This is a genomic window from Actinocatenispora sera (assembly GCF_018324685.1).
Classification (GTDB): Bacteria; Actinomycetota; Actinomycetes; order Mycobacteriales; family Micromonosporaceae; genus Actinocatenispora; species Actinocatenispora sera.
Genome location: NZ_AP023354.1, coordinates 5,308,043 through 5,334,913 on the forward strand (window position 1 = coordinate 5,308,043; position 26,871 = coordinate 5,334,913).

A 26,871-nucleotide genomic window follows, 5' to 3' on the forward strand; every position below is an offset into this window, starting at 1 on the left:
CGGCCCGCACGAACCGCGTCGAGCGTCCGGGCGCTGCCCGCCCGCGGCCGTGGCCGCAGCGGTCAGTGCTCGTCGCGGACCGCGGTGCGGTACAGGGCGAGCACGCCGGCGCCGAAGTACGGGCTGTAGGAGACGTCCGGGGTGGCGCCGCCGGCCTGGTAGCCGCCGATCACGCCGATCACGGTGCCGGTGTGCGTCTCGCGGTTCAGGTCGGTGACCCACGGGCTGCCGCTGGTACCACCCGGGAAGCCGGCGCACTCGATCCGCAGCTGCCCGGCGGAGAACTTCGTGGTCTCGTTGCCGCAGGTGATCGGCTGTTCGGTGGACGCAGGGTATCCGGTGATCTGCACCCGCAGCCGGTAGCCGCGGTCGTAGCCGAGCGTGTTGCCGCCGAACACGTCGCCGACCCGCCGGCCGTGCACCGTGGCCACGTCGGCGAACGCCACGTCGTAGTCCGGGTCGGAGTGCTGCACCCACCGCCTGTCGACGACCACGTGCGTGATCGACCATTCCCCGTACGGGGCGTCGCCGTCCCGGTAGCCCGGCACGAACACCAGGTCGGTGCTCTCGTGCCCGCCCCGGCCGGCGTGCACGCAGTGTGCGGCGGTGAGGATCACCGAATCGCCGGGACTGTCGACGATGCTCGCCGTGCAGAAGTGGCCGCCGGCGCCGTTGTCGGAGAACACCGCGCCGACCCGGGCCGCGCCGAGGGTGGGACGCGCGGTGTGCTGGACGCCCGGCGTGCCGAACGGGCTCGCCGAGCGCATCCGTGGCCCCGACCACGGTCCGCCCGCCGCAGCCGACGGCCGCGGCGGGTGGTGGCTGCCGCAGGCGACGGCAAGGCCGCCAAGCAACACTGCCAGTACGGCGATCATGACGCCGCATCGTCGAACCAGCACTCCGCCAGACTACGACCGGCCGCCTCAGCCGAACGGAAGAAGCCGGCCAGCGGACGGCGAAGCACCACCCGGTGCCTCGCCGACCCGCATCACACCACCACGCTCACCATCCGGCCCGGTACCACGATGACCTTGCGCGGGGTACGGCCGGCCAGCGCCGCGGCGACCTTCTCGTCGGCCAGCGCGGCCGCCTCCACCGCGTCCGCAGCGGCGTCCGGTGACACCTCGATGCGACCGCGTACCTTGCCGTTGATCTGGACCGGGTAGACGACCGACGGGGCGGTCAGCCACCGCGGGTCGGCGACCGGGAACGGCTGGTACGCCAGCGACTGCTCGTGTCCCAGCAGCTGCCACAGCTGCTCGGCGACGTGCGGTGCGAACGGCGCGACCATCAGCACCAGCGGCTCCGCGATCTCGCGCGGTGCACCGTCGGCCGAGATCTGCACCAGCTTGTTGGTCAGCTCGATCAGCTTCGCGATCGCGGTGTTGAACCGCAGCTCCGCGGTCTCGGTGGTGACCCCGTCGATGGTGCGGTGCAGCAGCCGGCGAGTGTCGTCGTCGATCGCGATGTCGGCGACCCGCGGCCGCCCGGTCTGCTCGTCGACCAGCGAGCGCCAGACCCGCTGCAGGAACCGGAACGAGCCGACCACCGCGCGGGTCTCCCACGGCCGGGACGCCTCCAGCGGCCCCATCGACATCTCGTACACCCGGAACGTGTCGGCGCCGTAGGCATCGCACATCTCGTCCGGGGTGACCACGTTCTTCAGCGACTTGCCCATCTTGCCGTACTCGCGGTCGACCGGCCGGCCCTCGTGGAAGTAGCCGTCGTCGGTGGCCACCACCTGCTCGGCGGGCACGTAGAAGCCGCGCTCGTCGGTGTACGCGTACGCCTGCACGTAGCCCTGGTTGATCAGCCGGCGGAACGGCTCGGAGCTGTCCACGTACCCCAGATCGTGCAGCACCTTGTGCCAGAACCGCGCGTACAGCAGGTGCAACACGGCATGTTCGACCCCGCCGACGTACAGATCGACGCCGCCCGGGTCGGTCGCGTCCCGCGGCCCCATCCAGTACTTCTCGTTCGCCGGGTCGACCGGCGCGTCGGCGTTGTCCGGGTCCAGGTAGCGCAGCTCGTACCAGCAGGAGCCGGCCCAGTTGGGCATCGTGTTGGTCTCCCGGCGGTACCGCTTCGGCCCGTCACCCAGATCCAGCGTGACGTGCACCCAGTCGGTCGCCTTCGCCAGCGGCGGGGCGGGCGACGAGTCGGCGTCGTCGGCATCGAAGGTCACCGGAGAGAAGTCGTCCACCTCCGGCAGCTCGACCGGCAGCAGCTCGGCCGGCAGCGGGTGCGCCAGGCCCTGCTCGTCGTAGACCACCGGGAACGGCTCACCCCAGTACCGCTGCCGGCTGAACAGCCAGTCGCGCAGCTTGTAGGTGGTGGTCGCCTCGCCGTGACCGTGCGCGGCCAGCCAGTCGGCGATCCGCTTCTTCGCCGCCGGCACGGCCAGGCCGTCCAGGCTCACCCCGTCGCCGGTCGAGTTGACCACCGCCGCGGTACCGGAGACGAACGCGTCGTCCCAGCTCGCCGGGTCGTCGCCGCGGCCATCGTCGGGGGCGACCACGCAGCGCATCGGCAGCCCGTACGCCCGGGCGAAGGCGAAGTCGCGGTGGTCGTGCGCCGGTACCGCCATGATCGCGCCGGTGCCGTAGCCGGCCAGCACGTAGTCGGCGATGAAGATCGGGATCCGGGCGCCGTCGACCGGGTTGATCGCGTACGCGCCGGTGAACACCCCGGTCTTGTCCTTGTTCTCCTGGCGCTCCAGCTCCGACTTGGTCGCCGCCACCCGCCGGTACTCGGCGACCGCGGTGGCCGGGTCGGCGGCGCCGCCGGTCCAGGCCGCCGGCGTGTTCGCCGGCCAGCTCGCCGGGGTGATCGCGGTGACCACGTCGTGCTCCGGCGCCAGCACCATGTAGGTCGCGCCGAACAGGGTGTCCGGCCGGGTGGTGAACACGGTGATCGACTCGGCGTGCTCGGCCACGTCGAAGCTGACCCGGGCGCCGTGCGAGCGGCCGATCCAGTTGCGCTGCATCATCTTGACCGGCTCCGGCCACTCCAGCGTGTCCAGGTCGTCCAGCAGCCGGTCCGCGTAGGCGGTGATGCGCATCATCCACTGCGCCAGGTCGCGCCGGAACACCGGGAAGTTGCCCCGCTCGGACCGGCCGTCCGGGGTGACCTCCTCGTTGGCCAGCACGGTGCCCAGCCCCGGGCACCAGTTCACGGGTGCCTCCGACCGGTAGGCCAGCCGGTAGGTGTCCAGGACCGCGGCGCGCTCGGCCTCGGACAGCTGGGCCCACGGCCGACCGTCCGGCGTCGGCCGGGCGTCGCTGGCGAACTGCTCGACCAGCTCGTCGATCGGCCGGGCGCGGTGCTGCTCGGTGTCGTACCAGGAGTTGTAGATCTGCAGGAAGATCCACTGGGTCCAGCGGACGAACTCCGGGTCGGTGGTGGCGAACGAGCGCCGGTCGTCGTAGGCCAGCCCCAGCCGGCGCATCTGCGCCCGGTACCGGTCGATGTTCTCCTCGGTGGTCTTGCGCGGGTGCTGGCCGGTCTGCACCGCGTACTGCTCGGCGGGCAGGCCGAACGCGTCGAACCCCATTGCGTGCAGCACGTTGAACCCGGCCATCCGCTGGAACCGGGTCAGGCAGTCGGTGGCGATGTAGCCGAGCGGGTGGCCGACGTGCAGCCCGGCACCCGACGGGTACGGGAACATGTCGATCACGTACTTCTTGGGCCGCTCCAGCCGCTGTGCCTCGGCACTGCCCGGCGCGGGCGCCAGCGGGCCGACCGGGTTCGGCGCCCGGAACGTGCCCTGCTCCTCCCACCGGTCCTGCCAGCGGCGCTCGATGTCGGCCGCCAGCGCCGCGGTGTAGCGGTACGGCGGGGCGTCCGCGCCGGAGCCCGCGGCACCACCGGCCTGTTGCGCACTGTCGGTCATCGCAATCCACCACCGCTATCTGTCGTCACGCCTGAAATGTCGCGGAGCCTGCGCACCGGCGCTCTGCGGTCGGTGCACGAAAAAACCCCTCACGCAGGAGGGGTTTGCCGTGCCGTGTCACCGGCGCTCCCGCACCGGCGGCCGATCAGCACGGCCCGGTAAGAAGCAGGCCAGCCGCCATCATGTCGGGCAGTCTACCTCCCCGGCGCCGCGGCCCGGCACCCTGTTGCCGCCCCGGGGAGCCATCCGCACATCCCGGACGATCGGCGGTACCGGGAACGGGGCGGCGCGGTCAGGATGGCGAACGGGGCGCCCGCCGCCGGGACGGCGAACGGGATGGTCGGTACCACGATGGCGAACAGTGACGGAAGCGTTGTCGAAAGATGATCAGCCGGGAGACCGGCGGTACCCGTATAGCCTGAGAGGATGCACTCGGGCAGCCCGTCGTCACCGGGCTGCGACGCGCACACCGTCGCCGGACGGTACGCGTCGGTGACAGCGCCCGGACGCGTGCGCGCCGCGAACGCGTGCGGCGGACAAGGAGGAGGCCGGTGACCGCCCAACACACGCTCGACGAGCTTGGTGCCCCGATGCCCGCGGAGCAGCTTCGGGAGACCGCCGAGGCCATCGTCGACAACATCGAGCGGGTCATCGAGGGCAAACCGGCCATCGTCCGGTTGGCCCTCGCGGTGCTGCTCGCCGAGGGGCACCTGCTCATCGAGGACGTGCCCGGCGTCGGCAAGACCAAGCTGGCCAAGGCGCTCGCCCGCTCGATCGACTGCTCGGTGCGGCGCATCCAGTTCACGCCGGACCTGCTGCCGTCCGACGTCACCGGCGTCAGCGTCTACAACCAGGAGACCCGCGACTTCGAGTTCAAGCCCGGGGCCGTGTTCGCCAACCTGGTCGTCGGCGACGAGATCAACCGGGCGTCCCCGAAGACGCAGTCGGCGCTGCTGGAGTGCATGGAGGAACGTCAGGTCACCGTGGACGGGACCACGTTCCGGCTGCAGCGGCCGTTCATGGTCATCGCCACCCAGAACCCGATCGAGATGGAGGGCACCTACCCGCTGCCGGAGGCGCAGCGGGACAGGTTCACCGCCCGGATCGCGATGGGGTACCCGAGCGCGGACGCCGAGTTGACCATGCTCGACCTGCACGGCGCCGGCGACCCGCTGGACGAGCTGTCCCCGGTGTCGGACGCCGACACCATCCGGCGGCTGATCGCCACGGTGCGGCGGGTGCACGTCTCCGAGGCGCTCAAGCAGTACGCGGTGGACATCGTCGCCACCACCCGGCAATCGCCGGACCTGCGGCTGGGGGCGAGCCCGCGGGCCGGGTTGCAGCTGCTGCGCACCGCGCGCGCGGTCGCCGCGCTGGAGGGCCGCGACTACGTCACGCCGGACGACCTGCAGGCCCTGGTGGTGCCGGTGCTCGCGCACCGGGTGATCCCCACCCCGGAGGCGCAGCTGGCCCGGCGTACCACCGACGCGATCGTCGCCGACCTGGTGCGCCGCATTCCGGTGCCCGGCGCCCGGGCGGGCGACCGTCGCGGCGACTGGCAGGGCTAACCCGGGGAGGCGGCCGGTGAGATCGGCGTTACGCGGACTGACCACGAGGGGGCGGTGCTTCCTTGCCGCCGCGGTGGCCGCGGCACTGTCCGCGCTGCTGCTGGGCGAGTCCGATCTGCTCCGGGTCGCGGTGCTGCTCGCGGCCGTGCCGGTCCTGTCGGCCGCCGCCGTCGCCCGGACCCGCTACCAGCTGCGCTGCTCGCGCGTGCTGCAGCCGCAGCGGGTCTCCGTCGGCGGTACCGCACGGGTGGTGTTGCGGCTGGTCAACACGTCCCGGCTGCCCACCGGCACGCTGCTGCTGGAAGACCGCCTGCCGTACGCGCTGGGCAGCCGGCCGCGGCTGGTGCTGGAGCGGCTGGCGGGGCACAAGGCCAGCTCGGTGGCCTACACGGTGCGCGCCGACGTGCGCGGCAAGTACGAGGTGGGCCCGCTGGTGGTGCGGCTGACCGACCCGTTCGGGCTGTGCGAGCTGACCCGGGCATTCCCGAACGTGGACACGCTGCGGGTGGCGCCACGGGTGGTGCCGCTGTCTCCGGTACGGCTGACCGGCGAGTACACCGGGGCCGGCGAGAGCCACGCCCGGTCGGTGGCGGTACACGGCGAGGACGATGCGGCGACCCGCGAGTACCGCTACGGTGACGATCTGCGCCGGGTGCACTGGCGGTCCACCGCGAAGGCGGGCGAGCTGATGGTGCGCCGCGAGGAGCAGCCGTGGGAGAGCCGGGCGACCGTCCTGCTGGACACCCGGGTGCGGGCGCACCGCGGCGAGGGGCCGACGGCGAGCTTCGAGTGGGCGGTGTCGGCGGCGGCGAGCACCGCGGTGCACCTGCGGCACTGCGGGTACCGGATGCGGCTGGTCACCGAGACCGGCACCGACCTGGACTCCGGTACCGGTGAGTCCGGCGGCAGCATCGGGCTGCTGCTCGACCATCTGGCCGAGGTGAAGCTGTCCCAGCGCGGCGACCTGACCCAGGTGGTGCACCACGTGCGCGCCCGGGAGGACGGCGGGCTGGTCGTCGCGATGCTCGGCATGATGCGACCGGAGGAGGCCGAGGCGGTCGCCGCGCTGCGCACCTCCGGCACCACCTGCGTCGGCTTCCTGCTGGACGCCGCCGGCTGGCTGCGGTTGCCGGCCGAGCAGCGCGCCGCGCAGGACAAGGCGTACCAGACGAGTGCCCTGACGCTGTTGCGGGCCGGCTGGCGGGTGATCGGGGTGCCGCACGGCAGCTCGTTCGCGACGCTGTGGCCACAGGCGGGGCACGGCTCCCGCGGCGTCGCGGTGCGGGCGAGTCTGGCCGACACCGTCACCGGGACCGTGCGATGACCGCCGGGTCCGGTCCGGCCCGACCGCGCCGAGGCCAGGAAGCGAACCCGACGCGCCGTGACCCGGGACGGACGATGACACCGCGACCGGAGGTCCGCCGATGACACCGCGACCGGAGGTCCGCCGATGACACCGCGACCGGAGGTCCGCCGATGACACCGCGACCGGAGGTCCGCCGATGACACCGCGACCGGAGGTCCGCCGATGACACCGCGACCGGAGGTCCGCCGATGACACCGCGACCGGAGGTCCGCCGATGACACCGCGACCGGAGGTCCGCCGATGACACAACGGCGCGCGGTGGCGCTGGTGGCCGGCGCGGCGACGCTGCTGTCCACCACGGTGCTGTCCACCATCTTCGACCTGTACAGCTGGGTGCTGTACTCGTTCCTGTCGATCGCGGTCGTGGTGATCGTGTCGATCTGCGCGCGGGCGGTGCGGATCCCGGTGTGGGGGCAGGGGCTGGCCGCGCTCGCGGCGCTGCTTCTGCTGGTGACCTGGACCTTCCCGTCCGGCCACGAGTTCCTCCGGGTGTTTCCCAGCGCCAGCACGTTCCGGCACTTCGACGCGCTGCTGACGCAAGCCGGGCAGGATGTGCAGCGGCTCGCGGTGCCGGTGCCGGAGCGGGTGTCGCTGGACTTCCTGGTCGCGGTCGGGGTCGGCCTGGTCGCGATCGCCGTCGACGTGCTCGCGGTCGGCATGCGGCATCCGGCGCTCGCCGGCCTGCCGCTGCTCGCGCTGTACTCGGTGCCGGTGGCGGTGCATCCGGACAGCGTGTCCTGGATCCCGTTCGTGCTCAGCGCCGCCGGCTACCTGTGGCTGCTGATGACCGACCACATCGACCGGGTGCGCCGGTGGGGCCGGCGGTTCACCGGCGACGGGCGCGACATCGACACCTGGGAGCCGTCCCCGCTGGCCGCCGCGGGACGGCGGGTCGGGTTCGCGGCGCTGGTGCTCGCGGTGGTGATCCCGCTGCTCGTACCGGGGCTGACGACCGGCGTGCTGGACCGGATCGCGGCCTACAACTCCGGTACCGGTCCCGGCACGGGCGGCACGACCCAGCTCGGGACCAGCATCAACCCGATCTCGACGCTGCGCGGCAGCCTGCGGCTGGGTACCCCGGTCAACCTGTTCCAGTTGCACACCAGCGACCCGGATCCGGGCTACCTGCGCACGGCGGTGGCCGACCAGATCACCGACAACGGGTTCAAGCCGCGGTCGGCCCGGCGGGCGCAGCCACTGGCGCGCGGGCTGGTCGAGCCGACCAACGGCAAGCCGTCGTCGCTGAAGTACCAGCGTTACCAGGCCCAGCTGACCGGGCAGCGGCTGGACGACCGGTACCTACCGCTGTTCGCCAACCCGACGACGGTGCAGGCGCCCGGCGGGGCGAACTGGCGCTACGACACCGACACCGGAGTGGTGGCGGCAGACCGGCCGGCGACCGCCGGGCGCAGCTGGAGCACCAACTACGACACCTTCGACTACCAGGCCAAGGACCTGCGGGCGGCACCGGAGCTGTCCAGTGGCGACCCGGCGGTGAAGTACAACACCGAGGTGCGGCACATCCCGCAGATCACCGACCAGGTCGACAGGCTGGTCCGCGGCAAGGCCACGGAGTACGACCGGGTTCGGGCGATCCTCGACTTCTTCTCGCCGAAGAACCACTTCAAGTACAGCCTGCAGACCAAGGCGGGTACCAGCGGCAGCGCCATCGTCGACTTCCTCAAGGGCCGGCAGGGCTACTGCGAGCAGTACGCCTCGGCGATGGCGTGGATGACCCGCGAGGCCGGGATCCCGGCCCGAGTCGTGGTCGGGTACACCCACGGCACCCGGCTGGGCAACGGGCAGACCTGGCAGATCACCAGCCACGAGGCGCACGCCTGGGTGGAGGTCTGGTTCCCCACCTTCGGCTGGGTGCCGTTCGACCCGACCCCGTCCACCGACGTGTCCGGCTCCGCGGTGTTCGGCTGGGCGCCGAACCCGAGCGAGCCGGACCCGTCCAGCAGCGGCGGCGGCTCCGCCAGCCAGTCCGGGCGCAAGGAGACCGGTTCGCCGGCCGACGCCGGTCAGCACGGCGGGGCCGGTGTCAACCGCGCCGACGGCGGCTCCGGCAACGGCTCGACCGTCTGGCTGTACTGGGTCCTCGGCGCGGTGGTGCTGGTCGGCCTGCTCGCCATCCCGGCGGCCCGCCGCGGGGTGCTGCGCGGTCGCCGGTCCCGGGCCGAAGGCCGCGTTCTCGCGGTGTCGAGCGCGACCGACGGCGATCCACCGGACCTGCGCGTCGACGGCGGCGACGACGCGCGGACCGCGGCCGGCCGGCGGGCCGCCCACGCGGCCTGGGACGAGCTGGTCGACACGATGGTCGATCTGCGTTACGAGGTACCGGCGTCGGAGACTCCGCGTGCCCTGGCGGCGCGGCTGGTACACGACGAGTCGTTGCCGGCCGGCCCGGCCGGCGCGGTGCAACGGCTGGCGCTCGCCGAGGAGCGGGCCCGCTATGCCCGGACGCCGGCGGACGCGGCCGGGCTGCGGGACGCGTCCCGGCAGGCCCGCGCCGGCCTGGCCGAGCGGGTACCACGGCTGCGCCGGTGGGGTGCGGCGATCCTGCCGCGTTCGGTGCTGCACCGCTGGCGGCGCGCCGTCTCCGACACGGTCGGTGCGATCACCGCCCGGATCACCGGTTGGCAGCAGGCGGCATACCGGCTGGTACCCCGGCCGCTGCGGAACCGCCGCGCCGACCGCACCGGCTGAACCGCTCCCGGGTCGGCACAGCTCGCCCCGGGGCCGGCCCGGCCTGTTCGGGTCGACCCGGGGCCGGCTCGACCCGGGGACGGCCGATCACGAAGACGGTTCGGACGCCGGCCAGGCAGGCCCGATCGGCCGGGGCGGGCGGCGGGCAGACGCCGAACGGGCCGGCGATGCCGACCCGTTCGCGGTTGTCCGTACGGCAGCTGCCGCGGTGACGCCGGAAGCGTCAGCGGTGGCCCTCCGGGCGGTTGCGCCAGCGGTCTTCGAGCCGGTCCAGCCACGACCCGCCGCGCCGCAGTGACGTGGTCGAGCGGCGGGGCCGGCGGCTCGAACCACCGACGACGCGCAGGTGGCCGCGGCGGCTCCCGGTGCGCCGGCGCGACTGCAGCGCGAACGCCGGGCCCGCCAGCATGATCACGAAACCGATCACGCCGAGCAGCGTGCTGTGCAGCATCGCGCCGGCGACCAGCACTCCCAACCCCACGACGAGGATGATCCCGGCGACCACCAAGCGACGGCGCGCGTGATGTCGCGGGTCGTTCGCGCGCACGGCCGAAGCGAACTTGGGGTCGTCAGCCAGCGACCGCTCGATCTCCTCGAACAGTCGCTGCTCGTGCTCCGAGAGCGGCACGGCACTCCTCCCGGTCGACGCGGCCGGCGAAGCCGGCGGACCGAGCAGCCAGGGTCATGGCTGCCTACCGGCCAGTCTACGAGCGGGTCACCTCCGCGGGAAGCGGGAGTCGACCCTCGTTCAGCGGATGCCCCCATGCTCTCACCGGCACCGCTCGCTCGCCCACTTTCCCGGCTCAACTGGGTGATTCATCCCGGTATCTGGCCTCAGCGGCGCGCTGCCCGGGTGACAGCAGCGACGCCGGCCGCACCGCGGCGGCACCGAATCGCTCCGTGGCGGCGTCGACGGCGCGCTCCGCGTCGCGCCAGCCGTGCTCGCGCTCGCCCAGCACCAGCTGCCGCGGCGCCGCCTCGTCCTGCAGCCCTTCCAGCCGCAGCCCGATCAGTCGGACCTGCTCCCGGGTGCCGAGCGCGTCGAACAGCGACCAGCCGGTCTCGAACATCTCCCGCGCCACGTCGGTGGGGTCGGGCAGGGTGCGCGAGCGGGTGATGGTGCGAAAGTCGGCGAACCGCACCTTGATGCTGACCGTACGGCCGGTGACGCCGGCGCGGCGGGCGCGGGTGGCGCAGCGCCCGGCCAGCTCCAGCAGCACCCGCCGGATCTTCTCCGGGTCGGCGATGTCGGTCTCGAACGTGGTCTCGGCCCCGACCGACTTCTCCGGAGTGTGCGGGGTGACCGCGCGCGGATCGCGCCCCCAGGCCAACTCGTACAGATGGCTGCCCACCGCGGGGCCCAGCGCGCTCACCAGCGTCTCGGGCCGGCTGTGCGCGATGTCGGCGACGGTGGTCACGCCGAGCCGGCGCAGCGCCTGCTCGGTGCGCTCCCCCACCCCCCACAGCGCCCCCACCGGCAGCCGGTGCAGGTAGGCGACGACCCGGTCGGCCGGCACCACCAGCAACCCGTCCGGTTTGGCGCGCGAGGACGCCAGTTTCGCGACGAACTTGGTCGGCGCGACCCCCACCGAGCACGTCAGGCCGAGCTCGCCGACGACCCGGGCACGGATCTGCCGCGCCACCTGCGCCGGGCTGCCGAGCAGCCGCCGGGCGCCGGACACGTCGAGAAACGCCTCGTCCAGCGACAGCGGTTCGACCAGCGGGGTGGTCTGCGCGAAGATCTTCATCACCGCATCGGAGGCGGCCCGGTAGGCGGCGAAGTCGGGCGGCAGGAAGATCGCCGCCGGACACAGCCGCCGGGCCCGGGCGGTCGGCATGGCCGAGTGCACGCCGAACCGGCGCGCCTCGTAGCTCGCCGAGCTGACCACCCCGCGGCCGGCCACCCCGCCGACCACGACCGGCCGGCCGCGCAGCTCGGGGCAGCGGTGCACCTCCACGGACGCGAAGAACGCGTCCATGTCCACGTGCAGGATCGGGCAGCCGGTGTCGTCGGCGTCCGGACCGAACCCGTCCGCCCCGCCCGGCCCCTCCCCCGGCTGCAACTGGTTGCGACCCATCGATGCTCCCCCGTGCCCGCTTCCCGGCCCCGCACCACCGCCGATGCGGTCCCGACCGTACCGGCCGGGTCCGACAGGACCGGCCGGGTCCGACAGGACCGGCGCGGCCTGACAGGACCGGCGGGGTCCGACAGGACGGGCGGGGTGGACGGTCAGTTGCCGGGGCGGACGAGCAGGAGCGGGACGGCCATCTCCGCGGCGGTCAGCGAACCGTGGTAGCCGAGGAAGCTCGACTCGGTCGGTTCCGCCCGGGTACGGACCAGCACCGACCGACCGCGGCAGACGGCGACCACGTCGCCGATGCGCTCGGCGGCGGCCGGCGTGGTCGGGCCGTACCAGCCCGCGGCGATCGCCTCGTCCCGCGAGACGACCTCGGCACGCCCGGCGAGCAGCTCGCGCCAGGCGGCCAGGACGTCGGCGGCGGCGCCGGGCTCGGTGTGCACGTACCGGGCGCGGCCCTCCCCGGCGATCACCCGGGTACCGCGGAGCAGGTCCGGGTCGGTGTCCAGGTCGATCCGGTCCGCGTCGCCGACCCGGACCATGCCGTGGTCGGCGGTCACCACCAGCGCGGCGTCGGCCGGCAGCACCGCGGCGATGCCGGCGACGACCTCGTCGACGGCGGCGACCGCGGCCAGCCACGGCGCCGACCCCGGGCCGGACAGGTGGCCGGCGTGGTCGATCTCCGGCCGGTACACGAAGATCACGCCGCGGTCGGCGGCCGCCAGCGCGCTGGTCACCGCCGCGACGAACTGGTCGGTGCCGCGGGCGCTCAGGTAGTCGGCGCCCCGGTACGCGGCGTCGGTGAGGCCGCTGGTCGCGAACGACGGCGAGCCGACCACCCAGCCTGGTATGCCGGCGGCGCGGCCGCGGTCGAAGCAGCTGGCCAGCGGCTGCCAGCGGCGCGGGTCGACATCGGCGTCCCAGCGGATGTGGGTGAACAGCCGGTCGGTGCCGGGCAGCCGCACCGTGAAGCCGATCACGCCGTGCCGGCCGGGCGGCGCGCCGACCCCCAGCGACACCAGGCCGGTCGGCGTCGTGGACGGGAAACCGCAGGTCAGCGGGGGCAGCGCGGTGGCGGCGGCGAGCGTCGGCGCGACCGGCGCGGCGAGCGGCAACAGGTGCGCGCCGAGGCCGTCGGCCAGCAGTACCACGATCCGGCGGATCCCCGGCAGCACCGCGGACAACCCGAGCGGGTCGACCGCGCCGTCCCCTTCGCCGCCGCCGGCACCGCCGGCGCTTCCGTCGCGGCAGGCCCCGCCGCCGGCGACCGTCGCGTACGCCGAGCCGAGCAGGTCGGTGAGGCTGCGCTCGCCGTACCGCGGGGTGACGAAGGGGCCCGGGTCAGTGGGTGTCGGCATGGCCGGCCGGGCGGCGGGCGAGCAGGTGCAGCTGGGTGGCGATCTCCCGGTACGGCGCCTGCCCGGCGACCGCGAGCTCGAAGGCGGCGAGCGCCTCGGTGGCGCCCGGCTCGGCGTCCAGCAGCGCGCCCGGCACCAGATCTGCGACCACCCGCACGCCGTGTACCCGCTCGACGACCAGGCCGGCGCCGGACAGCAGCGCGGTCGCCGACGCGGTGTCGAACCGGCGCTGCAGGGTGTCTCGGACGCCGGTGCTGCCGTCCGGGTCGCGCAGCAGCGCGGCCGCCGCGGCGAGGTGACCGCCGACCGCGCGGGACAGCACCGCGGCGGCCCGGTTCGCGACCAGCACGCTGACTGCCCCGCCCGGCCGCAGCGCCCCGGCGAGCGCGGCGGCGACCCACTCGGGCGCGTCCACCACCTCCAGCAGGCTGTGGCACAGCACCAGGTCGACGCTGCCGGCCGCCACCAGCGACGGCAGGTCACCGGCGTCGCCCTGCAGCCCGGTGATCCGGTCCGCGACGCCCGCGTCGGCGGCCCGGCGGCTCAGCGCGGCGAGCGCGTCGGGGCTCGCGTCGACGATGGTGACGTGGTGGCCGGCCGCCGCGAGCGGCACCGCGAACCCGCCGGTACCGCCGCCGACGTCGACCACCGACAGCGGCTCGCCGTCCCGGGCGGCCAACTCGGCGCGCAGCACCTGCCACACCACCGCCGTGCGTGGCGTCGACTGCACCCGGCTGCGTTCCACGGTCACTGGCCCTCCCGATCGTTCTCGGAGACTGTGCGGAACCTCATGATCGGCTCGCCCGATCGAAGGTCTCCCGACAGCCTCTCGGGCGGCGGCCGCGCAGATCCGAGGCGCGCGACGCCGGCCCCGTGCTGTTCGAGCCTACCGGTGCGGCAGGTCGGACCCGGACCGACACGGCCGCGGCACCACCGGCACCGCGGACACCGCCAGCACCGCCACCACCGCGGGCACCCCGCCAACACACGCGGCAACGCCAGCACGGCGGGCACCGCCAGCACCGCCACCACCGCGGGCACCCCGCCAACACACGCGGCAACGCCAGCACGGCGGGCACCGCCAGCACCGCCACCACCGCGGGCACCGCCAACACACGCGGGAACCGCCAACGCGGCGGGCACCGCGGGCAGAGGGCGTACGGACCGGACGAACGAGCCAACGTGACACGAGACGATGGTCATCGATACGTTGTTCGCATTCGCTGCGCGGCCGGAGCGGTCCGGACGGTTCTCGTACGGGCCCCGCGCGTGGCGACGGGAGTCTCGGAGGACGCGATGGTGCGACGCAGGAGCGTGCTCACCGCGGCGGTCGGTGCCGGCGTGGCCGCCGGGCTGGCCGCGACGCCCGCGGCGGCGGAGGCGGCACCGTCGTTCGCGGCGGCCGACGCGGCGCTGCGCCGGCTGCTCGGCTCCCGGTACGCCGACCAGATCGAGCTGCGCCGCCTCGCCGGCAGCGCCGACCGGTACCGGGTGGACGGGGCCGACGGGCACCTGGTGGTCGCGGCGACCAGCGGCGCGACCGCGCTCGCCGGCGTGCGGCGCTACCTCGGCACGCTGTCCGCGGGAATCTGGTGGACGGCCGACAACCTGGCGCTGCCGCGCCGGCTGCCGGCGCCGGTCGGCGCGATCGAGGCGACCGCGATGGTGCCGCACCGGTTCGCCGGCAACGACACGTACGAGGGGTACACCGATCCGGACGCCGGGTTCGCGGCCTGGCGGCGCGACCTGGACGTGCTCGCCGCGCACGGCTTCAACGAGGTACTGGTCGGGCTCGGCACCGACGCGGTCTACCTGGAGACGCTGCAGGCGTTCGGCTACTCCGCGACCGAGGTGCTGGACTGGATCCCCGGCCCGGCGCACCAGCCGTGGTGGCTGTTGCAGAACATGTCCGGCTTCGCCGGCCCGATGTCGCAGGGCCTGGTGCGGCGGCGGGCGGCGCTTGCTGCCCAGGTGCTCGACCACGTCCGGTCGCTCGGCATGACGCCGGTGCTGCCCGGCTACTTCGGCACGGTGCCGCCGGACTTCGCCGCCCGCAACCCGGCTGCCCGGGTGGTACCGCAGGGGCGGTGGTGCGGCTTCGACCGGCCCGGCTGGCTGGACCCGCGCGGCGACGTCTTCGCCGACGTCGCGGCGGCGTTCTACGCCAACCAGACCCGCCGCTTCGGCGCCACCTCGATGTACAAGATGGATCTGCTGCACGAGGGCGGCAGTGCCGGCGACGTGCCTGTCGGGGCCGCGTCGGCGGCGGTGGAGCGGGCGCTGCGGCGGGCGCATCCGGGCGCGACCTGGGTGATCCTGGGCTGGCAGAACAACCCGCTGGCGGCCACGGTCGCCGCGGTGGACCGGTCGAAGATGCTGATCGTGGACGGGCTCGCGGAGCGGTCCGGCGCCGTCGACCGGGAGACGGACTGGTCGAACACGCCGTACGCGTTCGGCACCATCTACAACTACGGCGGCAAGTCGACGCTGGGCGGCGCCGCGGCGACCTGGGTGGACAAGTACCACCGCTGGCGCGGCAAGCCGAACGGCGCGCTGGCCGGCATCGCGCTGATGCCGGAGGCCAACCGCACCTCGGATGCGAACCTCGACCTGTTCGGCGCCCTGGGCTGGTGCACCGGCCGGATCGATCTGTCGAGGTACTACGCCGACTACGCGCGGCGCCGCTACGGTGCCGCCGACCGGCACGCCGAGGCGGCCTGGGCCGCGCTGCGCGACACCGCGTACGCGATCCCCGGGGACAGCGCCGAGCCGCAGGACGGCCTGTTCGGCGCGCAGCCGAGCCTGACCGCCACCTCCGGCGCGGCCTGGTCGCCGGGCACCGTCGAGTACGACCCGACCGCGTTCGACGCGGCGCTGCCGGCGCTGCTGCGAGTCGCACCGCGGCTGCGCACCGGGGCGGCGTACCGGGCGGACCTGGTCGACGTGGCCCGGCAGACCATCGACAACCACGGGCGGGCGCTGCTCCCGCAGCTGTACCAGGCGTACGCCGACGCCGACCTGGTGGTGTTCGACCAGCTCGCCGCGGCCTGGCTGGCGCTGCTGGACCTGCTCGGCGACCTGGTGTCGACGCGGCCGGAGCTGCTGCTCGGGCCGCGGCTGGCGAGCGCCCGGGCGGCCGGCGGTGATCGGGCCGAGGCGGACCGGCTGGAGTTCGACCAGCGCAGCCTGCTCACCGTGTGGGGCGACCGGGCCGCGTCGGTCGGCGGCGGCCTGCGCGACTACGCCAACCGGGAGTGGGACGGGCTGGTGCGCGACGTGTACCGGCCGCGGTGGGCGCGCTACCTGGCCGCGGTGCGTACCGCGATCGTCACCGACACCCCGATCGCCGGGCACGACTGGTTCGCCGACGCCGACCGCTGGGCCCGGCAGCACAACCGGTACCGGCAGCACCCGGTCGGCGACGAGTACCGGCAGGCGCTGCGCACCCACCGGGCCCTCACCGGGCCACGCCACATCCACGTCCAGCTGCGCGCCGGCTGACGGGTGCCCGCGGCGGGTCAGGCGGCGGGTCAGGCGGCGGCGGTGGCCGGGGCCGGTAGCAGGGCGCGGACACCGCGGGCGGCGACCCGGCCGGCCCGGTTCGCGCCGATGGTCGACGCGGACGGACCGTACCCGACCAGGAACAGCCGGGGTTCGGCCACCGCCCGGGTGTTCTCGACCCGGATGCCGCCGCCCGGCTCGCGCAGCCGCAGCGGGGCGAGGTGGCTCAGCACCGGTCGGAAGCCGGTGCACCACAAGATCACGTCGGTGGCGAGCTCGCGGCGCCCCTCGACCGGCTCATCCCAGGCGATTCCGGTCGGGGTGATCCGGTCGAACATCGGCAGCCGGTGCAGGGCGCCGCGCCGCATCGCGGCCCGGACCCGCTCGTCGGGTACCAGCCCGGTCGCCGACACGACACTGCCCGGCGGCAGCCCGGCCCGTACCCGGCGGTCCACCTCGGCGACCGCGGCCCGGCCGAGGTCCTCACCGAACGGCTCGTCGCGAAACACCGGCGGGCGGCGGGTCACCCAGGTCGTACTGGTGACCAGGGAGATCTCGGCGAGCAGCTGGGTCGCCGACGCGCCGCCGCCGACCACCACCACGTGCCGGCCGGCGAACTCGTCGGCGCTGCGGTAGTCGGCGGTGTGCAGCTGCCGGCCGGTGAAGCTCGCCCGGCCCGGGTAGGCCGGCCAGTACGGCCGCTCCCAGGTACCCGTGGCGTTCACCACGGCGCGCGCCGCCCAGCCGCCCGCGGACGTGTCGACCAGCAGCCGGTCGTTGCCGCGGCGCACCGAGCGCACGTCGACCGGCCGGCGCACCGGCAGCTCGAAGCGGCGCTCGTAGGCGCCGAAGTAGCCGGCCACCACGCGGGAGGCGGGCGTGTCGGGGTCGGCGGGCGGCAGCGGCATGCCGGGCAGGTCGTGGATGCGGTGGGTGCGGCCGAGCACCAGCGAGTCCCACCGGTACCGCCAGGCGCCGCCCGGCCCGTCGGCGTGGTCGAGCAGCACGAACCCGACCCCGTCGCGGCGCAGGTGGTAGGCGGTCGAGAGGCCGGCCTGGCCGGCGCCGATCACCACCGCGTCGATCTCTCGGTAGCTCACACCGGCAGCAACGCGCGGCGGGCCGGCGCCCTTCCGTACCGCCGGGTCTGGTCGGCCACAGCCGCTCGACCGGCCCGCCAGCCAAGCCGACCCGACCGGCCCGCCGGCCACAGCCGACCCGGATCGGCCGCCGGCCAAGTCGACCCGACCGGCCGCTGGGCACGACCACCCGGACGGCCCGCCGGTCGCGCTCGGGGCACGACCGCCTCGACAGCGGCCACCACCCCGCGCTCGGCCGGCCGATCGTGCCAGTCCGGGCGGTCATGGGCAACCGGGTATCGCGTTGCGAGCGACACAGTGCGTGACGGATTGACTGTGGCCAGAGATCTCGGTACGAAGAGGACGCGCGTGATGAGGATCATGGGTGGTGCGGACCGGACGGCGCGGGTCCGCGGGCCCGGTCGTGCGCAGGGGTGGTGCGTGGCGGTCGACCCGCACGCAGAGGGCGAAGGAGTGGCCGTGGCGACGACACGAGCCCTGCCGGGGCCGAGGGGCAGCGCGCTGGCCGGCAACGAACGCGCCTACCAGCACGACCGGATCGGCTTCCTGCAACGCTGCCAGCAGCAGTACGGCGACGTGTTCCGGCTCGACGCCGGCACCGTGGTGGTGTGCGACCCGGACCGGGCGCGGCGGATCCTGGTCGACCCGCAGCACCGGTTCCGGGCCGAGGGGATGCTGCTGTCCGGCGCCAGGCCGGGCGGCCGGGCACCGCTCGCCGACTGGCCGGCGGCCCGCGACGCGGCCGCCCGGGAGCTGACCACGCCGATGCTCGCCGCGCACGCCGGCCGGCTGGTCGAAACGTTCCCGCACGCGCTCGCCACGCTCGCCGAGCGCACCCTGCCCGGGGTGTCGGCACTGCAACGGCTGTCCGCGATCGCGGTCGCCGACTTCTGCCTGGGCCGGCCCGGCTGGCCGGACGCCGAGCTGTCCGGCGCGATCGCCGAGTCGGCGCTGGCACTGGTCGCGGTGCTCGACTCGGGCCTGCAGCTGCCGCGCTGGATACCGGACCCGCGGCGGCGCCGGCTGCGCGCGGCCGATCGGTCGCTGTCCGCGGCGCTGACCCGCGCGGTGACCGAACGGCTCGACCAGCCGCCGCCGGAGTCGCCCGGTGACCTGCTCGACCAGGTACGCGCCTCCGACGCCGGCCGCACCGCCACCAGCCGAGCGCTGCTGACCACGCTGGCCGGCATGCACGCGGTACCGGGAACCGCGCTGTGCTGGCTGGTCGCCACGCTCGCCGAACACCCGGAGACCTGCCAGCGGATCCGGTGCGAGGCGGTCGACGGGCTGGCCGAGGTGGCCGAGACCGCGCAACCGGACCGGCTCGCCTACACCGCCGCGACGGTACGGGAGGTGCTGCGGCTCTACCCGCCGACCTGGCTGGTGTCGCGGCAGGTGGCCGAGCCGGTGGAGGTGGCGGGCTGGCGGCTGGAGCCGGGCGAGCAGGTACTGATCAGCCCGTACCTGATGCATCGCGACCCGCGCCGCTGGGACGAGCCGGACCGGTTTCGCCCGGAGCGGTTCCTCGCGCTCGGCGCGCACGGTCACGCATACCTGCCGTTCGGCGCCGGACCGGGCAGCCGCCTGAGCGCCCGGCTGGGCATGCTGCAGCTGACCCTGCTCACCGCGCTGATCGCCCGCGACTACACCCCGGCGGTACGGCCGCTGCCGGTGGCGCCGCGGTTCGCCACCCTGCTGATCCCCACCGAGCTGCGCTTCCGGCTGCTCCCACCGGACCCCGAAGAGTCCACAGTGGACAACTAGCCGGCGCGGGTCAGGACGTCGCGGACAGCTCCTCCTGGTGTTCGGCCGCCCACCCGGCGAGCTGGGCCAGTGGCCCGCCGGCGAAGGACTCCCCCAGCGCGGTGAGCTGGTAGCGGGCCGCGTCCCGTCGCGAGTCGTTCGCCACCCGCGCCACCAGGCCGCGGGAGGTCAGCCGCCGGAGGGACTCGGTCAGCGCCTTGTCGCTGACCCCGGCGATGCGCTCCAGCAGGGCGCTGCGCCGGGTCGGTCCCCGGCGCAGCGCGGACAGGACCACCGGGTCCCACGTGTGGTCGATGAGTTCGACCGCGGCTCGTACCTGGCAGTCCGAGACGAAGGTCTCGCAGCCGTTCTGGTTCACCGTTCCAGGCTACGACCGCGTTCCTACCGATTGGTAGGAACGCCGCTCCTAGCGTTGCCGGGACACCGCACGAGACGAAGGAGATCGACGTGCAGATCGGAATGTTGGGGACCGGGAACCTTGCGGTCGCACTGAGTCGGGCGTGGTCGACCGCCGGGCACTCGATCGTGGTCACCGGCCGGGACCCGGGCCGGGTGGTGGCCGCCGCGGAGCAGATCGGGACGACCGCGACATCGGCCCTTCCGGGACGGTTCGCCACCCGGGTCGATGTCGTCGTCGTGGCGATCGCCTGGGACGGGCTGGAGCCGGCGCTGCGGCTCGTCGGCGGCCCCGAGGGGGCGCTGGCGGGCAAGACGGTCGTCGACTGCACCAATCCGGTGGACTACGCGACCGGACGCCTGCTTCCGGAGACCGGCTCGGCCGCCGAACTCGTCGCCCGGGTCGCGGCCGGCGCCCACGTGGTGAAGGCGCTGCACCTGTTCGCCGGGGCGTCGTGGCCCTTCACCGGCGAGGCCGACGCGTCCCCGATCGTCGCGCTCTGCGGCGACGACGCCGAGCCGCTCGACCGGGTCGCCTCGCTGGTCGCGGACCTGGGCGCGCGATCCGCGGCGCTCGGCGGGCTCGCCGCCGCCCGGCAGGTCGAGGAGGCCGCCGGCTTCGTGACGCGGGTCGTCGCCGCCGGCGCCAACCCGCGCTGGGCGGTTCCGGACGTGGACCCGGCCCTCCTCCGCGCGGCAGCCGCCGACCGCTGACCGTGCCGGTGGCGGCCGCCGCCCGGGACCGTGCCGGCGGCAGGTGGCGGCCGCCGCCGACCGCCGGCCCCGGCACCGGGGCCGGCGGCGTCAGCGGAAGTCGCGGGAGGCGGTGCGGACCGACAGCGACAGCGGCGCGATCCGCTCGGCAACCAGGTTCGTCACCCCGTCGGCGCGCTCCAGCCGGCCCCGGACCAGCATCGCCGGCGCCGTGTGCGCGGTCCGCCGGTGCGCCCGCCACACCCCCGGCGAGCAGATCACGTTGAGCATGCCGGTCTCGTCCTCCAGGTTGACGAACGTGACCCCGCCGGCGGTCGCCGGCCGCTGCCGGTGCGTGACCACCCCGCCGACGGTGACCCGGTCACCGTCGGCGACGCCGGCCAGCTCACCGATGCGCTTCGCACCGGCGGCGTCCAGCCGGTCCCGGGCGAACTCGGCCGGATGGCTGTCGGTGGACAGCCCGATCGCCCACACGTCGGCGGCGATCCGCTCCACCGCGTCCATCCCGGGCAGGGTCGGCGCGGTGGCGCCGCTGCCGGTACCGGGCAGGGTGTCGGGCCGCTCGGTGGCGGCGGCACCGGCCGCCCACAGCGCCTGCCGCCGGGTCAGCCCGATCCCGCCGAACGCGCCGGCGGTGGCCAGTGCCTCCAGCGCCGCCGTACCCAGCCCGGTACGCCGGGCCAGGTCGATCAGGTCCCGGTACGGTCCGTGCTCGTCCCGCTCCGCCACCACCGCCTCCGCCACCTCGTCGGAGATGCCGCGCACCGCCGACAACCCCAGCCGTACCGCCGGGCCGGCCACACCCCACTGCCGTTTCGGCGCATCGGTCGGCGCGGGGCCGGCGTACTGCCGGCCGGCGGCCGGGTCGGCGCGCTGGCCGGCCAGCGTCGCGCCGGTACCGGAGGAGTTGATGTCCGGCCGCAGGATCGCCACGCCGTGCCGGCGCGCGTCGGCGACCAGCGTCTGCGGCGAGTAGAACCCCATCGGCTGGGCGTTGAGCAGCGCGGCGCAGAACGCGGCCGGGTAGTACCGCTTCAGGTAGGCGCTGGCGTAGACCAGGAACGCGAAGCTGATCGCGTGGCTCTCCGGGAAGCCGAAGTTGGCGAACGCGGACAGCTTGGTGAAGATCTCGTCGGCCAGCTCGCCGGTGATGCCGTTGCCGGCCATCCCCTCGTACAGCCGCTGGCGCAGCTGCTCCATCCGCTCGGTGGAGCGCTTCGAGCCCATCGCCCGGCGCAGCTGGTCGGCCTCGGCCGGACCGAAGTCGGCCACGTCCATCGCCAGCTGCATCAGCTGCTCCTGGAACAGCGGTACGCCCAGGGTCTTGCCCAGGGCCCGCCGCATCAACGGATGCGGGATCGTCGCCGGCTGCCGGCCGTTCTTGCGGTCCAGGTAGGGGTGCACCGAGCCGCCCTGGATCGGGCCGGGCCGGATCAGCGCCACCTCCACCACCAGGTCGTAGAAGCACTCCGGCTTCAACCGGGGCAGCGTCGCCATCTGTGCCCGCGACTCGACCTGGAACACCCCGACCGAGTCGGCCTCGCACAGCATCCGGTAGACCTCCTCGTCCTCGATCGGCAGCTCGTGCAGCGAGTACCGCCGGCCGTGGTGCTCGCCGACCAGCCGCAGCGCCTCGCCCAGCGCCGTGAGCATGCCGAGCCCGAGCAGGTCGAACTTGACCAGGCCGATCGACGCGCATCCCTCCTTGTCCCACTGCAGCACCGTGCGGCCCGGCATCCGGGCGTGCTCGACCGGGCACACCTCGCTGACCGGGTTGTGGCAGATCACCATCCCGCCGGAGTGGATGCCCAGGTGCCGGGGGAAACCGAGCATCCGGTCGGCCAGCTCGATCACCTGGCCCGGTATCCCGTCACCGTCCACCGTGGATGCGTGGCCGTCCAGGTTCCTGCTCCAGGCGTCCTGCTGGCCCGGCGAGTAGCCGAGCGCACGGGCCGCGTCCCGTACCGCCATCCGCGGCCGGTAGCTGATCACGTTCGCCACCTGCGCGGCGTGCCGGCGACCGTGCTTGGCGTAGACGTACTGGATGACCTCCTCGCGCCGGTCCGACGCGATGTCGATGTCGATGTCCGGCGGCCCGTCCCGCTCCGGCGCGAGGAACCGCTCGAACAGCAGGTCGTAGGCGATCGGGTCGGCGGCGGTGATGCCCAGCGCGTAGCAGACCGCCGAGTTGGCCGCCGATCCCCGCCCCTGGCACAGGATGCCGTGCTCGGTGCAGAACCGCACGATGTCCCACACCACCAGGAAGTACCCGGGAAAGCCGAGCTCGTCGATGATGGCCAGCTCGTGCTCGATCTGCCGGTACGCACCCGGATGCTGCTCGGGTTCGCCGTAGTGCTCGGCCGCGCCGGCGTAGGTGAGCCGGCGCAGGTAGGCCATCTCCGAGTCGACGCCGGCCGGCAGGTCGAAGTCGGGCAGCCGGGGCGCCACCAGCCGCAGGTCGAACGCGCAGTCCGCGGCGATGTCCACAGTGGACTCCACCGCGCCGGGCCAGGAGCGGAACCGGGCCGCCATCTCCGCGCCGCTGCGCAGGAACGCCGAGCCGGCCGGGGGCAGCCAGCCGGCCAGCTCGTCCAGCGAGCAGCGGGCCCGTACCGCCGCGAGCGCCGCCGCCAGCCGGCCGCCCGCCGGCCGGGCGTAGTGCACGTTGCCCGTCGCCACCACCGGCAGCCGGTGCCGCCGCGCCAGTTCCGCGAGGATCTCGTTGCGGTCGTCGTCGTCCGGCCGGTCGTGGTCGGTCAGCTCCACCGCCACCCGGTCGGCGCCGAACATCTCGACCAGCTCGCGCAGCCGCGCCGCCGCGGCCGCACGCCCGTCCGCCATCGCCGCCCCCGGGCCGGCCGCGGCGAGCGCCGCCGGTACCGCGCCCTTGCGGCAGCCGGTCAGCACCCACCAGTGGCCCCGGCCCAGCTCCGCCAGCTGCGCCGGGTCGTACACCGGGCGGCCCTTCCGGCCGCCGCGCAGGTGCGCCTCGCTGATCGCGGTGGACAGCCGCCGGTAACCCTCCGCGCTCCGGGCCAGCACCAGCAGGTGCTCGCCGGCCGGGTCCTGGTTCGGGCCGGACGCCACCGGCGCCGCGGCCAGGGTCAGCTCGGCACCGAACACCGTGGCGAGCCCGTGGTCGCGGGCCGCCTCGGCGAACTCGACCACACCGTAGAACCCGTCGTGGTCGGTGACCGCGAGACCGGCGAGCCCCAGCCGGGCCGCCTGCCCGGCCAGCTGTCCGGGCGGGCTCGCCCCGTCCAGGAAGCTGTAGTTGGTGTGGCAGTGCAGCTCCGCGTACGGCACCGGCCGGACCCGCCCGGCGCGCCGAAACGCCGCCGGTGGCGTCGCCCGCCCCCCGTCCGGCACAGCGGGACCGAGCGCTCCGACGACGGAGTGGGCAGGGCCGGTGCCGGGCAGCGACCGCAGTCGGCGGTCGCGGCGGCGAGCGCCGCCTGCTGGCCGCCGGTCGCCCTCCAGGCGGCTGCCGCCCGGCGCCTGGGGGTCGCCCTCCGAACGGTCGGCACCCGACGTCCAGGCGTCGTCCCCTGGCCGGGAGTCGTCATCCGGTCGAGAGCCGTCCTCTGGCCAGGGGTACTCCTCCGGTCGGGAGCCGTCCTCTGACCGGGGACAGTCCTCCGGTGGGGGGTCGGCCGGGGACGGCTGGCCGGTCAGGCGGCGGTGGTACTCGGCCCACGAGATCGGCGGATTGTGCCACCCCATCAGCAAACCTCGTTCCCGGCGCACGCCCCTTGGTCCACTGTGGACAGATGATCAGTCATAGCTCGCCTCCACCCGCCAGTGCCCGTCCGAACGAGCCAGCAGCAGGGCCCGGCCGTCCGCCAGCGACACCTGGATGCGGGCCAGTCGCTGCGCCTCCCCGGGCTGCCACCAGCGCTCCTCCGCCGGCCACGGCCCGGCCCAGGACAGCACCGCCGCCGGCGCACCGGTGCCGACCGCCACCGTCGCCGGCGACGCGGTGATCTGGTGCCGGCCGGTCACCCCGACCGGCACTCCGTCGGCGGCCAGCACGGTGGCGCCGGCCACCGCGACGTCCGCCGGCGCCGGCGTCGGCAGCCGCCCGGGCCACGGCGCCGGTGGCAACGCCGGTACCCGCTCGTCGCCGAACGGCACCTGCCGCGGCAGCTCGGTCGGCGACCGGCCACCGCCGAGCACCGCGGCCAGCACCCCGGCCGGCCCCAGCAACCCCTGTACGTGCGTGATCGACCGGCGCGCGTCGGCGCCCTCGTCGCCCGGCTCGCCCCACAGCCGGCGCTGGAAGCCGGCGTGTTCGGCCAGCCCGTCCGGGACCAGGCACAGCGTCGTGACACCGGCGGTCGGCCGGTCCGCGCGGGTCAGCCACCCCTCCAGCTGCCAGCGGAGACGGTCGGCGAGCTCCCCCGGCCCGAGCAGACCGTCGTGCCGCCAGGTGCGTTCCAGCTGCTCACCGTTGCCGGTACCGGCGATGATGGTCAGCCGGGTGGCACCCAGGCCGTGCGCGGCCAGCCGCTCGTGCAACCGCTCGGCCAGCGACCGGGCCAGGAACGCGGCGGTGTCCACCCGTGCCACCGGGTCGTCGAACTCCTCGCGTACCGACAGCTCCGGCGGCACCGACCGCGGCGCGAGCAGCCGCTGCTCCCGGCCGCTGGCGAGCCGGTGCGCCACCGCCGCATCGAAGCCGAACCGGGCCAGCACGTCCCCGGCCGGCAGCGCGGCGAACGCCCCGAGAGTGCGGATGCCGAGCCGGCGCAGCAGCCCCACCAGTTCCGGCCGGGCCAGCACCCGCACGTCCAGCTCGGCCAGGAACGCGGGCGTGTCCCCCGGCTCGACCAGCACGCCGGCCCGGGCGGCCAGCGTCGCCGCGAACACCCCGTCCGCGATGCCGACCTGGGCCTCCGCCTCGCAGCTGGTGGCGACGTGATCGACCAGTCGCTCCGCCGCGGTCGCCTCGCCACCGAAATAGCCGGCCGGACCCCGGGCGGCGAGCGCGGCCACGCCGGGCCGTACCACCTCGACGCCGGCGGCGAGCTCGGCGACCGCATCGGCCACCGGCTCGAACACCCGCACGTCGCGTACCGGGTCGTGCGGTACCACGATCAGCTCCGGGCAGCAGGCCTGAGCGTCGCGCCGCCGCTGGCCGCGCCGGACCCCCTCGGCGCGGGCCAGCTGCGAGCAGGCGATCACGGTACCGGCGTCGACGACCGCCACCGGCCGGTGTTCGGCCAGCTCGATCCCGGCATCGCGGTGGTCGGTGAAGGCGGCGGCGACCGGCCAGTCCGGACACCAGAGCACCAGCGTGCGGATCGGATCCACGTCAGCCCACCGCCTCGGTGCCGGTAGGCGTCCCGGCACCGGCCGTCACGCTGATACCGGCCGTCGCGCCGGCACCGGCCGTCACGCTGATACCGGCCGTCGCGCCGATACCGGCCGTCGCGCTGGTGTCCGTGGTGGCGTTCGCTACCACGGACACCGGCGCGACCGCGGCCGCGCCGAGCCGGCCCGCCGGCAGCAGCAGCCGGGCCGAGCGCGGCCGGGTCGCGGCACCCCGGCCGGTAGCCTGCACCGTCAGGGCGCGCCGCCGGAGCCGGCCATGCCCGTCGGACAGCCCTTCCCAGACCGGATCGGTGCAGCGCAGCGACACGTCGGCGGCCGGCCAGTCGCCGTGCACCACCAGCACGGCGCCGCGCTGCCGGGCCCGGGCCGCGAGCCGACGTGCCTGCCCCGCCGCCACCGCCCCGGCCGGCCGCGCCACCACCAGCCCGAACCCGTCCAGCAACGCACCGACCACCGGCCACCAGTGGTGTCCGGGGTTCGGCACCAGGGCGAGGCGTTCGGGGGCCACCCCGAACTCGGCGGCGCTGGCCACGCCGACGTTCGGCAGCCCCACCATGGCGCACCACTCGCCCTGCTGGGACGCCGCGCCCAGCAGCGCGAACATCAGGGAGGTGCCACCGACCGCGGCGGCCACCGACAGCACGCTGCCGCGCCGCAGCCCGCCGTCGGGCAGCAGCGGCCGCAGTGGCGGGTACACCGGAAGGACCCGACCGATGCGGTGGTGGATCGTGGCGGCCGAACGAACGGCGCCGGAGCGCAGCAGCTGCGCCGGCGCGGGCCTGCCTACCGCACCGCCGGCGGGCCGGACGGCCTCGCCCTTCATCTGTTTCCCCCGTTACGTGCTACCCGCGGTCCTGCTCACCGTGCGGCACTGGCGATCCGTCGTCCCGAACCCGGTCGCACCGAAGCCGTCATGTCAGGTCGAGCAGGGACGATCGACCGCGGAACCGCGGCCCGGCACTGCGACCGAACGGCAGCGCCACCCGACGGCCGGCGCCACCCCGACAGGCCGCACCACCCCAAGCAGCCGGCGCCACCCGACAGGCAGCGCGACCCGACGGGCGGCCCGACCGGACGGGCGGCTCGACCCA

The 26,871-nt window shown here is 74.9% G+C and carries 17 protein-coding genes; 6 read left to right on the forward strand and 11 right to left on the reverse strand.

The annotated features are described in order from the left end of the window. Positions 1 to 62: 62 nt before the first annotated feature. Positions 63 to 875, reverse strand: coding sequence for a trypsin-like serine peptidase (locus tag Asera_RS25050; protein ID WP_051802242.1), 813 nt, complete (start codon positions 873 to 875; stop codon positions 63 to 65). A gap of 113 nt (positions 876 to 988) precedes the next feature. Further along, the gene (gene leuS / locus Asera_RS25055; protein ID WP_030446318.1) at positions 989 to 3,892 is read right to left on the reverse strand and encodes a leucine--tRNA ligase; all 2,904 of its coding nucleotides are present in this window, start codon (positions 3,890 to 3,892) and stop codon (positions 989 to 991) included. 590 nt (positions 3,893 to 4,482) lie between these two features. On the opposite strand from leuS, the gene Asera_RS25060 reads away from it, so the two are divergent. From Asera_RS25060 to Asera_RS25070, 3 genes are all read left to right on the forward strand, one after another. Next, positions 4,483 to 5,460, forward strand: coding sequence for an AAA family ATPase (locus Asera_RS25060; protein WP_051802243.1), 978 nt, complete (start codon positions 4,483 to 4,485; stop codon positions 5,458 to 5,460). A 16-nt stretch (positions 5,461 to 5,476) separates the two neighbouring features. After that, positions 5,477 to 6,784 (forward strand): DUF58 domain-containing protein, encoded by a 1,308-nt coding sequence (locus Asera_RS25065; RefSeq protein ID WP_030446320.1) that lies wholly within the window; start codon positions 5,477 to 5,479, stop codon positions 6,782 to 6,784. Between the two features lie 282 nt (positions 6,785 to 7,066). Beyond that, positions 7,067 to 9,535: a transglutaminase TgpA family protein gene (locus tag Asera_RS25070; protein ID WP_212804728.1), complete on the forward strand. Its 2,469-nt coding sequence runs from the start codon at positions 7,067 to 7,069 to the stop codon at positions 9,533 to 9,535. Positions 9,536 to 9,758: 223 nt separating this feature from the next. On the opposite strand, the gene Asera_RS25075 is transcribed toward Asera_RS25070, so the two are convergent. The 4 genes from Asera_RS25075 to Asera_RS25090 form a co-directional block, all read right to left on the reverse strand. Then, a complete protein-coding gene (locus Asera_RS25075; RefSeq protein WP_030446322.1) occupies positions 9,759 to 10,163 on the reverse strand; it encodes a DUF3040 domain-containing protein in 405 nt (134 codons plus the stop codon). A gap of 175 nt (positions 10,164 to 10,338) precedes the next feature. After that, a complete protein-coding gene (locus Asera_RS25080; RefSeq protein ID WP_030446323.1) occupies positions 10,339 to 11,613 on the reverse strand; it encodes a DNA polymerase IV in 1,275 nt (424 codons plus the stop codon). Positions 11,614 to 11,765: 152 nt separating this feature from the next. Continuing rightward, a complete protein-coding gene (locus Asera_RS25085) occupies positions 11,766 to 12,971 on the reverse strand; it encodes an alkaline phosphatase family protein (protein ID WP_035296672.1) in 1,206 nt (401 codons plus the stop codon). Then, the gene (locus tag Asera_RS25090) at positions 12,955 to 13,722 is read right to left on the reverse strand and encodes a methyltransferase domain-containing protein (protein WP_425305954.1); all 768 of its coding nucleotides are present in this window, start codon (positions 13,720 to 13,722) and stop codon (positions 12,955 to 12,957) included. Before Asera_RS25090 ends, Asera_RS25085 begins: the two co-directional genes overlap by 17 nt. Before the next feature lie 545 nt (positions 13,723 to 14,267). Here Asera_RS25090 and Asera_RS25095 point away from each other — a divergent pair. After that, entirely contained in the window at positions 14,268 to 16,472 is a 2,205-nt protein-coding gene (locus Asera_RS25095) for an alpha-N-acetylglucosaminidase (RefSeq protein ID WP_051802276.1), read from the forward strand. A gap of 29 nt (positions 16,473 to 16,501) precedes the next feature. Here the strand turns inward: Asera_RS25095 and Asera_RS25100 are convergent, their stop codons facing one another. Continuing rightward, positions 16,502 to 17,572 carry an NAD(P)-binding domain-containing protein gene (locus Asera_RS25100; RefSeq protein WP_030446327.1) on the reverse strand — a complete coding sequence of 357 codons (1,071 nt, stop codon included), beginning with the start codon at positions 17,570 to 17,572 and terminating at the stop codon, positions 16,502 to 16,504. A 459-nt stretch (positions 17,573 to 18,031) separates the two neighbouring features. Here Asera_RS25100 and Asera_RS25105 point away from each other — a divergent pair, with 459 nt between their 5' ends. After that, positions 18,032 to 19,336: a cytochrome P450 gene (locus tag Asera_RS25105; RefSeq protein WP_169745838.1), complete on the forward strand. Its 1,305-nt coding sequence runs from the start codon at positions 18,032 to 18,034 to the stop codon at positions 19,334 to 19,336. Positions 19,337 to 19,346: 10 nt separating this feature from the next. On the opposite strand, the gene Asera_RS25110 is transcribed toward Asera_RS25105, so the two are convergent. Further along, a complete protein-coding gene (locus Asera_RS25110; protein WP_030446329.1) occupies positions 19,347 to 19,694 on the reverse strand; it encodes a winged helix-turn-helix transcriptional regulator in 348 nt (115 codons plus the stop codon). A gap of 89 nt (positions 19,695 to 19,783) precedes the next feature. Here Asera_RS25110 and Asera_RS25115 point away from each other — a divergent pair, with 89 nt between their 5' ends. Beyond that, complete coding sequence (locus Asera_RS25115) at positions 19,784 to 20,446, forward strand: NADPH-dependent F420 reductase (RefSeq protein ID WP_030446330.1); 663 nt, start codon at positions 19,784 to 19,786, stop codon at positions 20,444 to 20,446. Between the two features lie 90 nt (positions 20,447 to 20,536). Here Asera_RS25115 and Asera_RS25120 read toward each other — a convergent pair whose 3' ends face one another. From Asera_RS25120 to Asera_RS25130, 3 genes are all read right to left on the reverse strand, one after another. Then, entirely contained in the window at positions 20,537 to 23,926 is a 3,390-nt protein-coding gene (locus Asera_RS25120; protein WP_425305990.1) for an error-prone DNA polymerase, read from the reverse strand. A 294-nt stretch (positions 23,927 to 24,220) separates the two neighbouring features. Next, positions 24,221 to 25,759, reverse strand: a complete 1,539-nt coding sequence (locus Asera_RS25125; RefSeq protein ID WP_030446332.1) for a DNA polymerase Y family protein — start codon at positions 25,757 to 25,759, stop codon at positions 24,221 to 24,223. Position 25,760: 1 nt separating this feature from the next. Continuing rightward, positions 25,761 to 26,603 carry a hypothetical protein gene (locus Asera_RS25130; protein ID WP_084131552.1) on the reverse strand — a complete coding sequence of 281 codons (843 nt, stop codon included), beginning with the start codon at positions 26,601 to 26,603 and terminating at the stop codon, positions 25,761 to 25,763. Positions 26,604 to 26,871 lie beyond the last annotated feature (268 nt).

What these genes read in the sequence shown, in the direction of transcription:
- Asera_RS25050 (WP_051802242.1), bottom strand. Translation starts at nt 875, where the DNA reads ATGATCGCCGTACTGGCAGTGTTGCTTGGCGGCCTTGCCGTCGCCTGC.
- leuS (WP_030446318.1), bottom strand. Translation starts at nt 3,892, where the DNA reads ATGACCGACAGTGCGCAACAGGCCGGTGGTGCCGCGGGCTCCGGCGCG.
- Asera_RS25060 (WP_051802243.1), top strand. Translation starts at nt 4,483, where the DNA reads ATGCCCGCGGAGCAGCTTCGGGAGACCGCCGAGGCCATCGTCGACAAC.
- Asera_RS25070 (WP_212804728.1), top strand. Translation starts at nt 7,067, where the DNA reads ATGACACAACGGCGCGCGGTGGCGCTGGTGGCCGGCGCGGCGACGCTG.
- Asera_RS25080 (WP_030446323.1), bottom strand. Translation starts at nt 11,613, where the DNA reads ATGGGTCGCAACCAGTTGCAGCCGGGGGAGGGGCCGGGCGGGGCGGAC.
- Asera_RS25085 (WP_035296672.1), bottom strand. Translation starts at nt 12,971, where the DNA reads ATGCCGACACCCACTGACCCGGGCCCCTTCGTCACCCCGCGGTACGGC.
- Asera_RS25095 (WP_051802276.1), top strand. Translation starts at nt 14,268, where the DNA reads ATGGTGCGACGCAGGAGCGTGCTCACCGCGGCGGTCGGTGCCGGCGTG.
- Asera_RS25130 (WP_084131552.1), bottom strand. Translation starts at nt 26,603, where the DNA reads ATGAAGGGCGAGGCCGTCCGGCCCGCCGGCGGTGCGGTAGGCAGGCCC.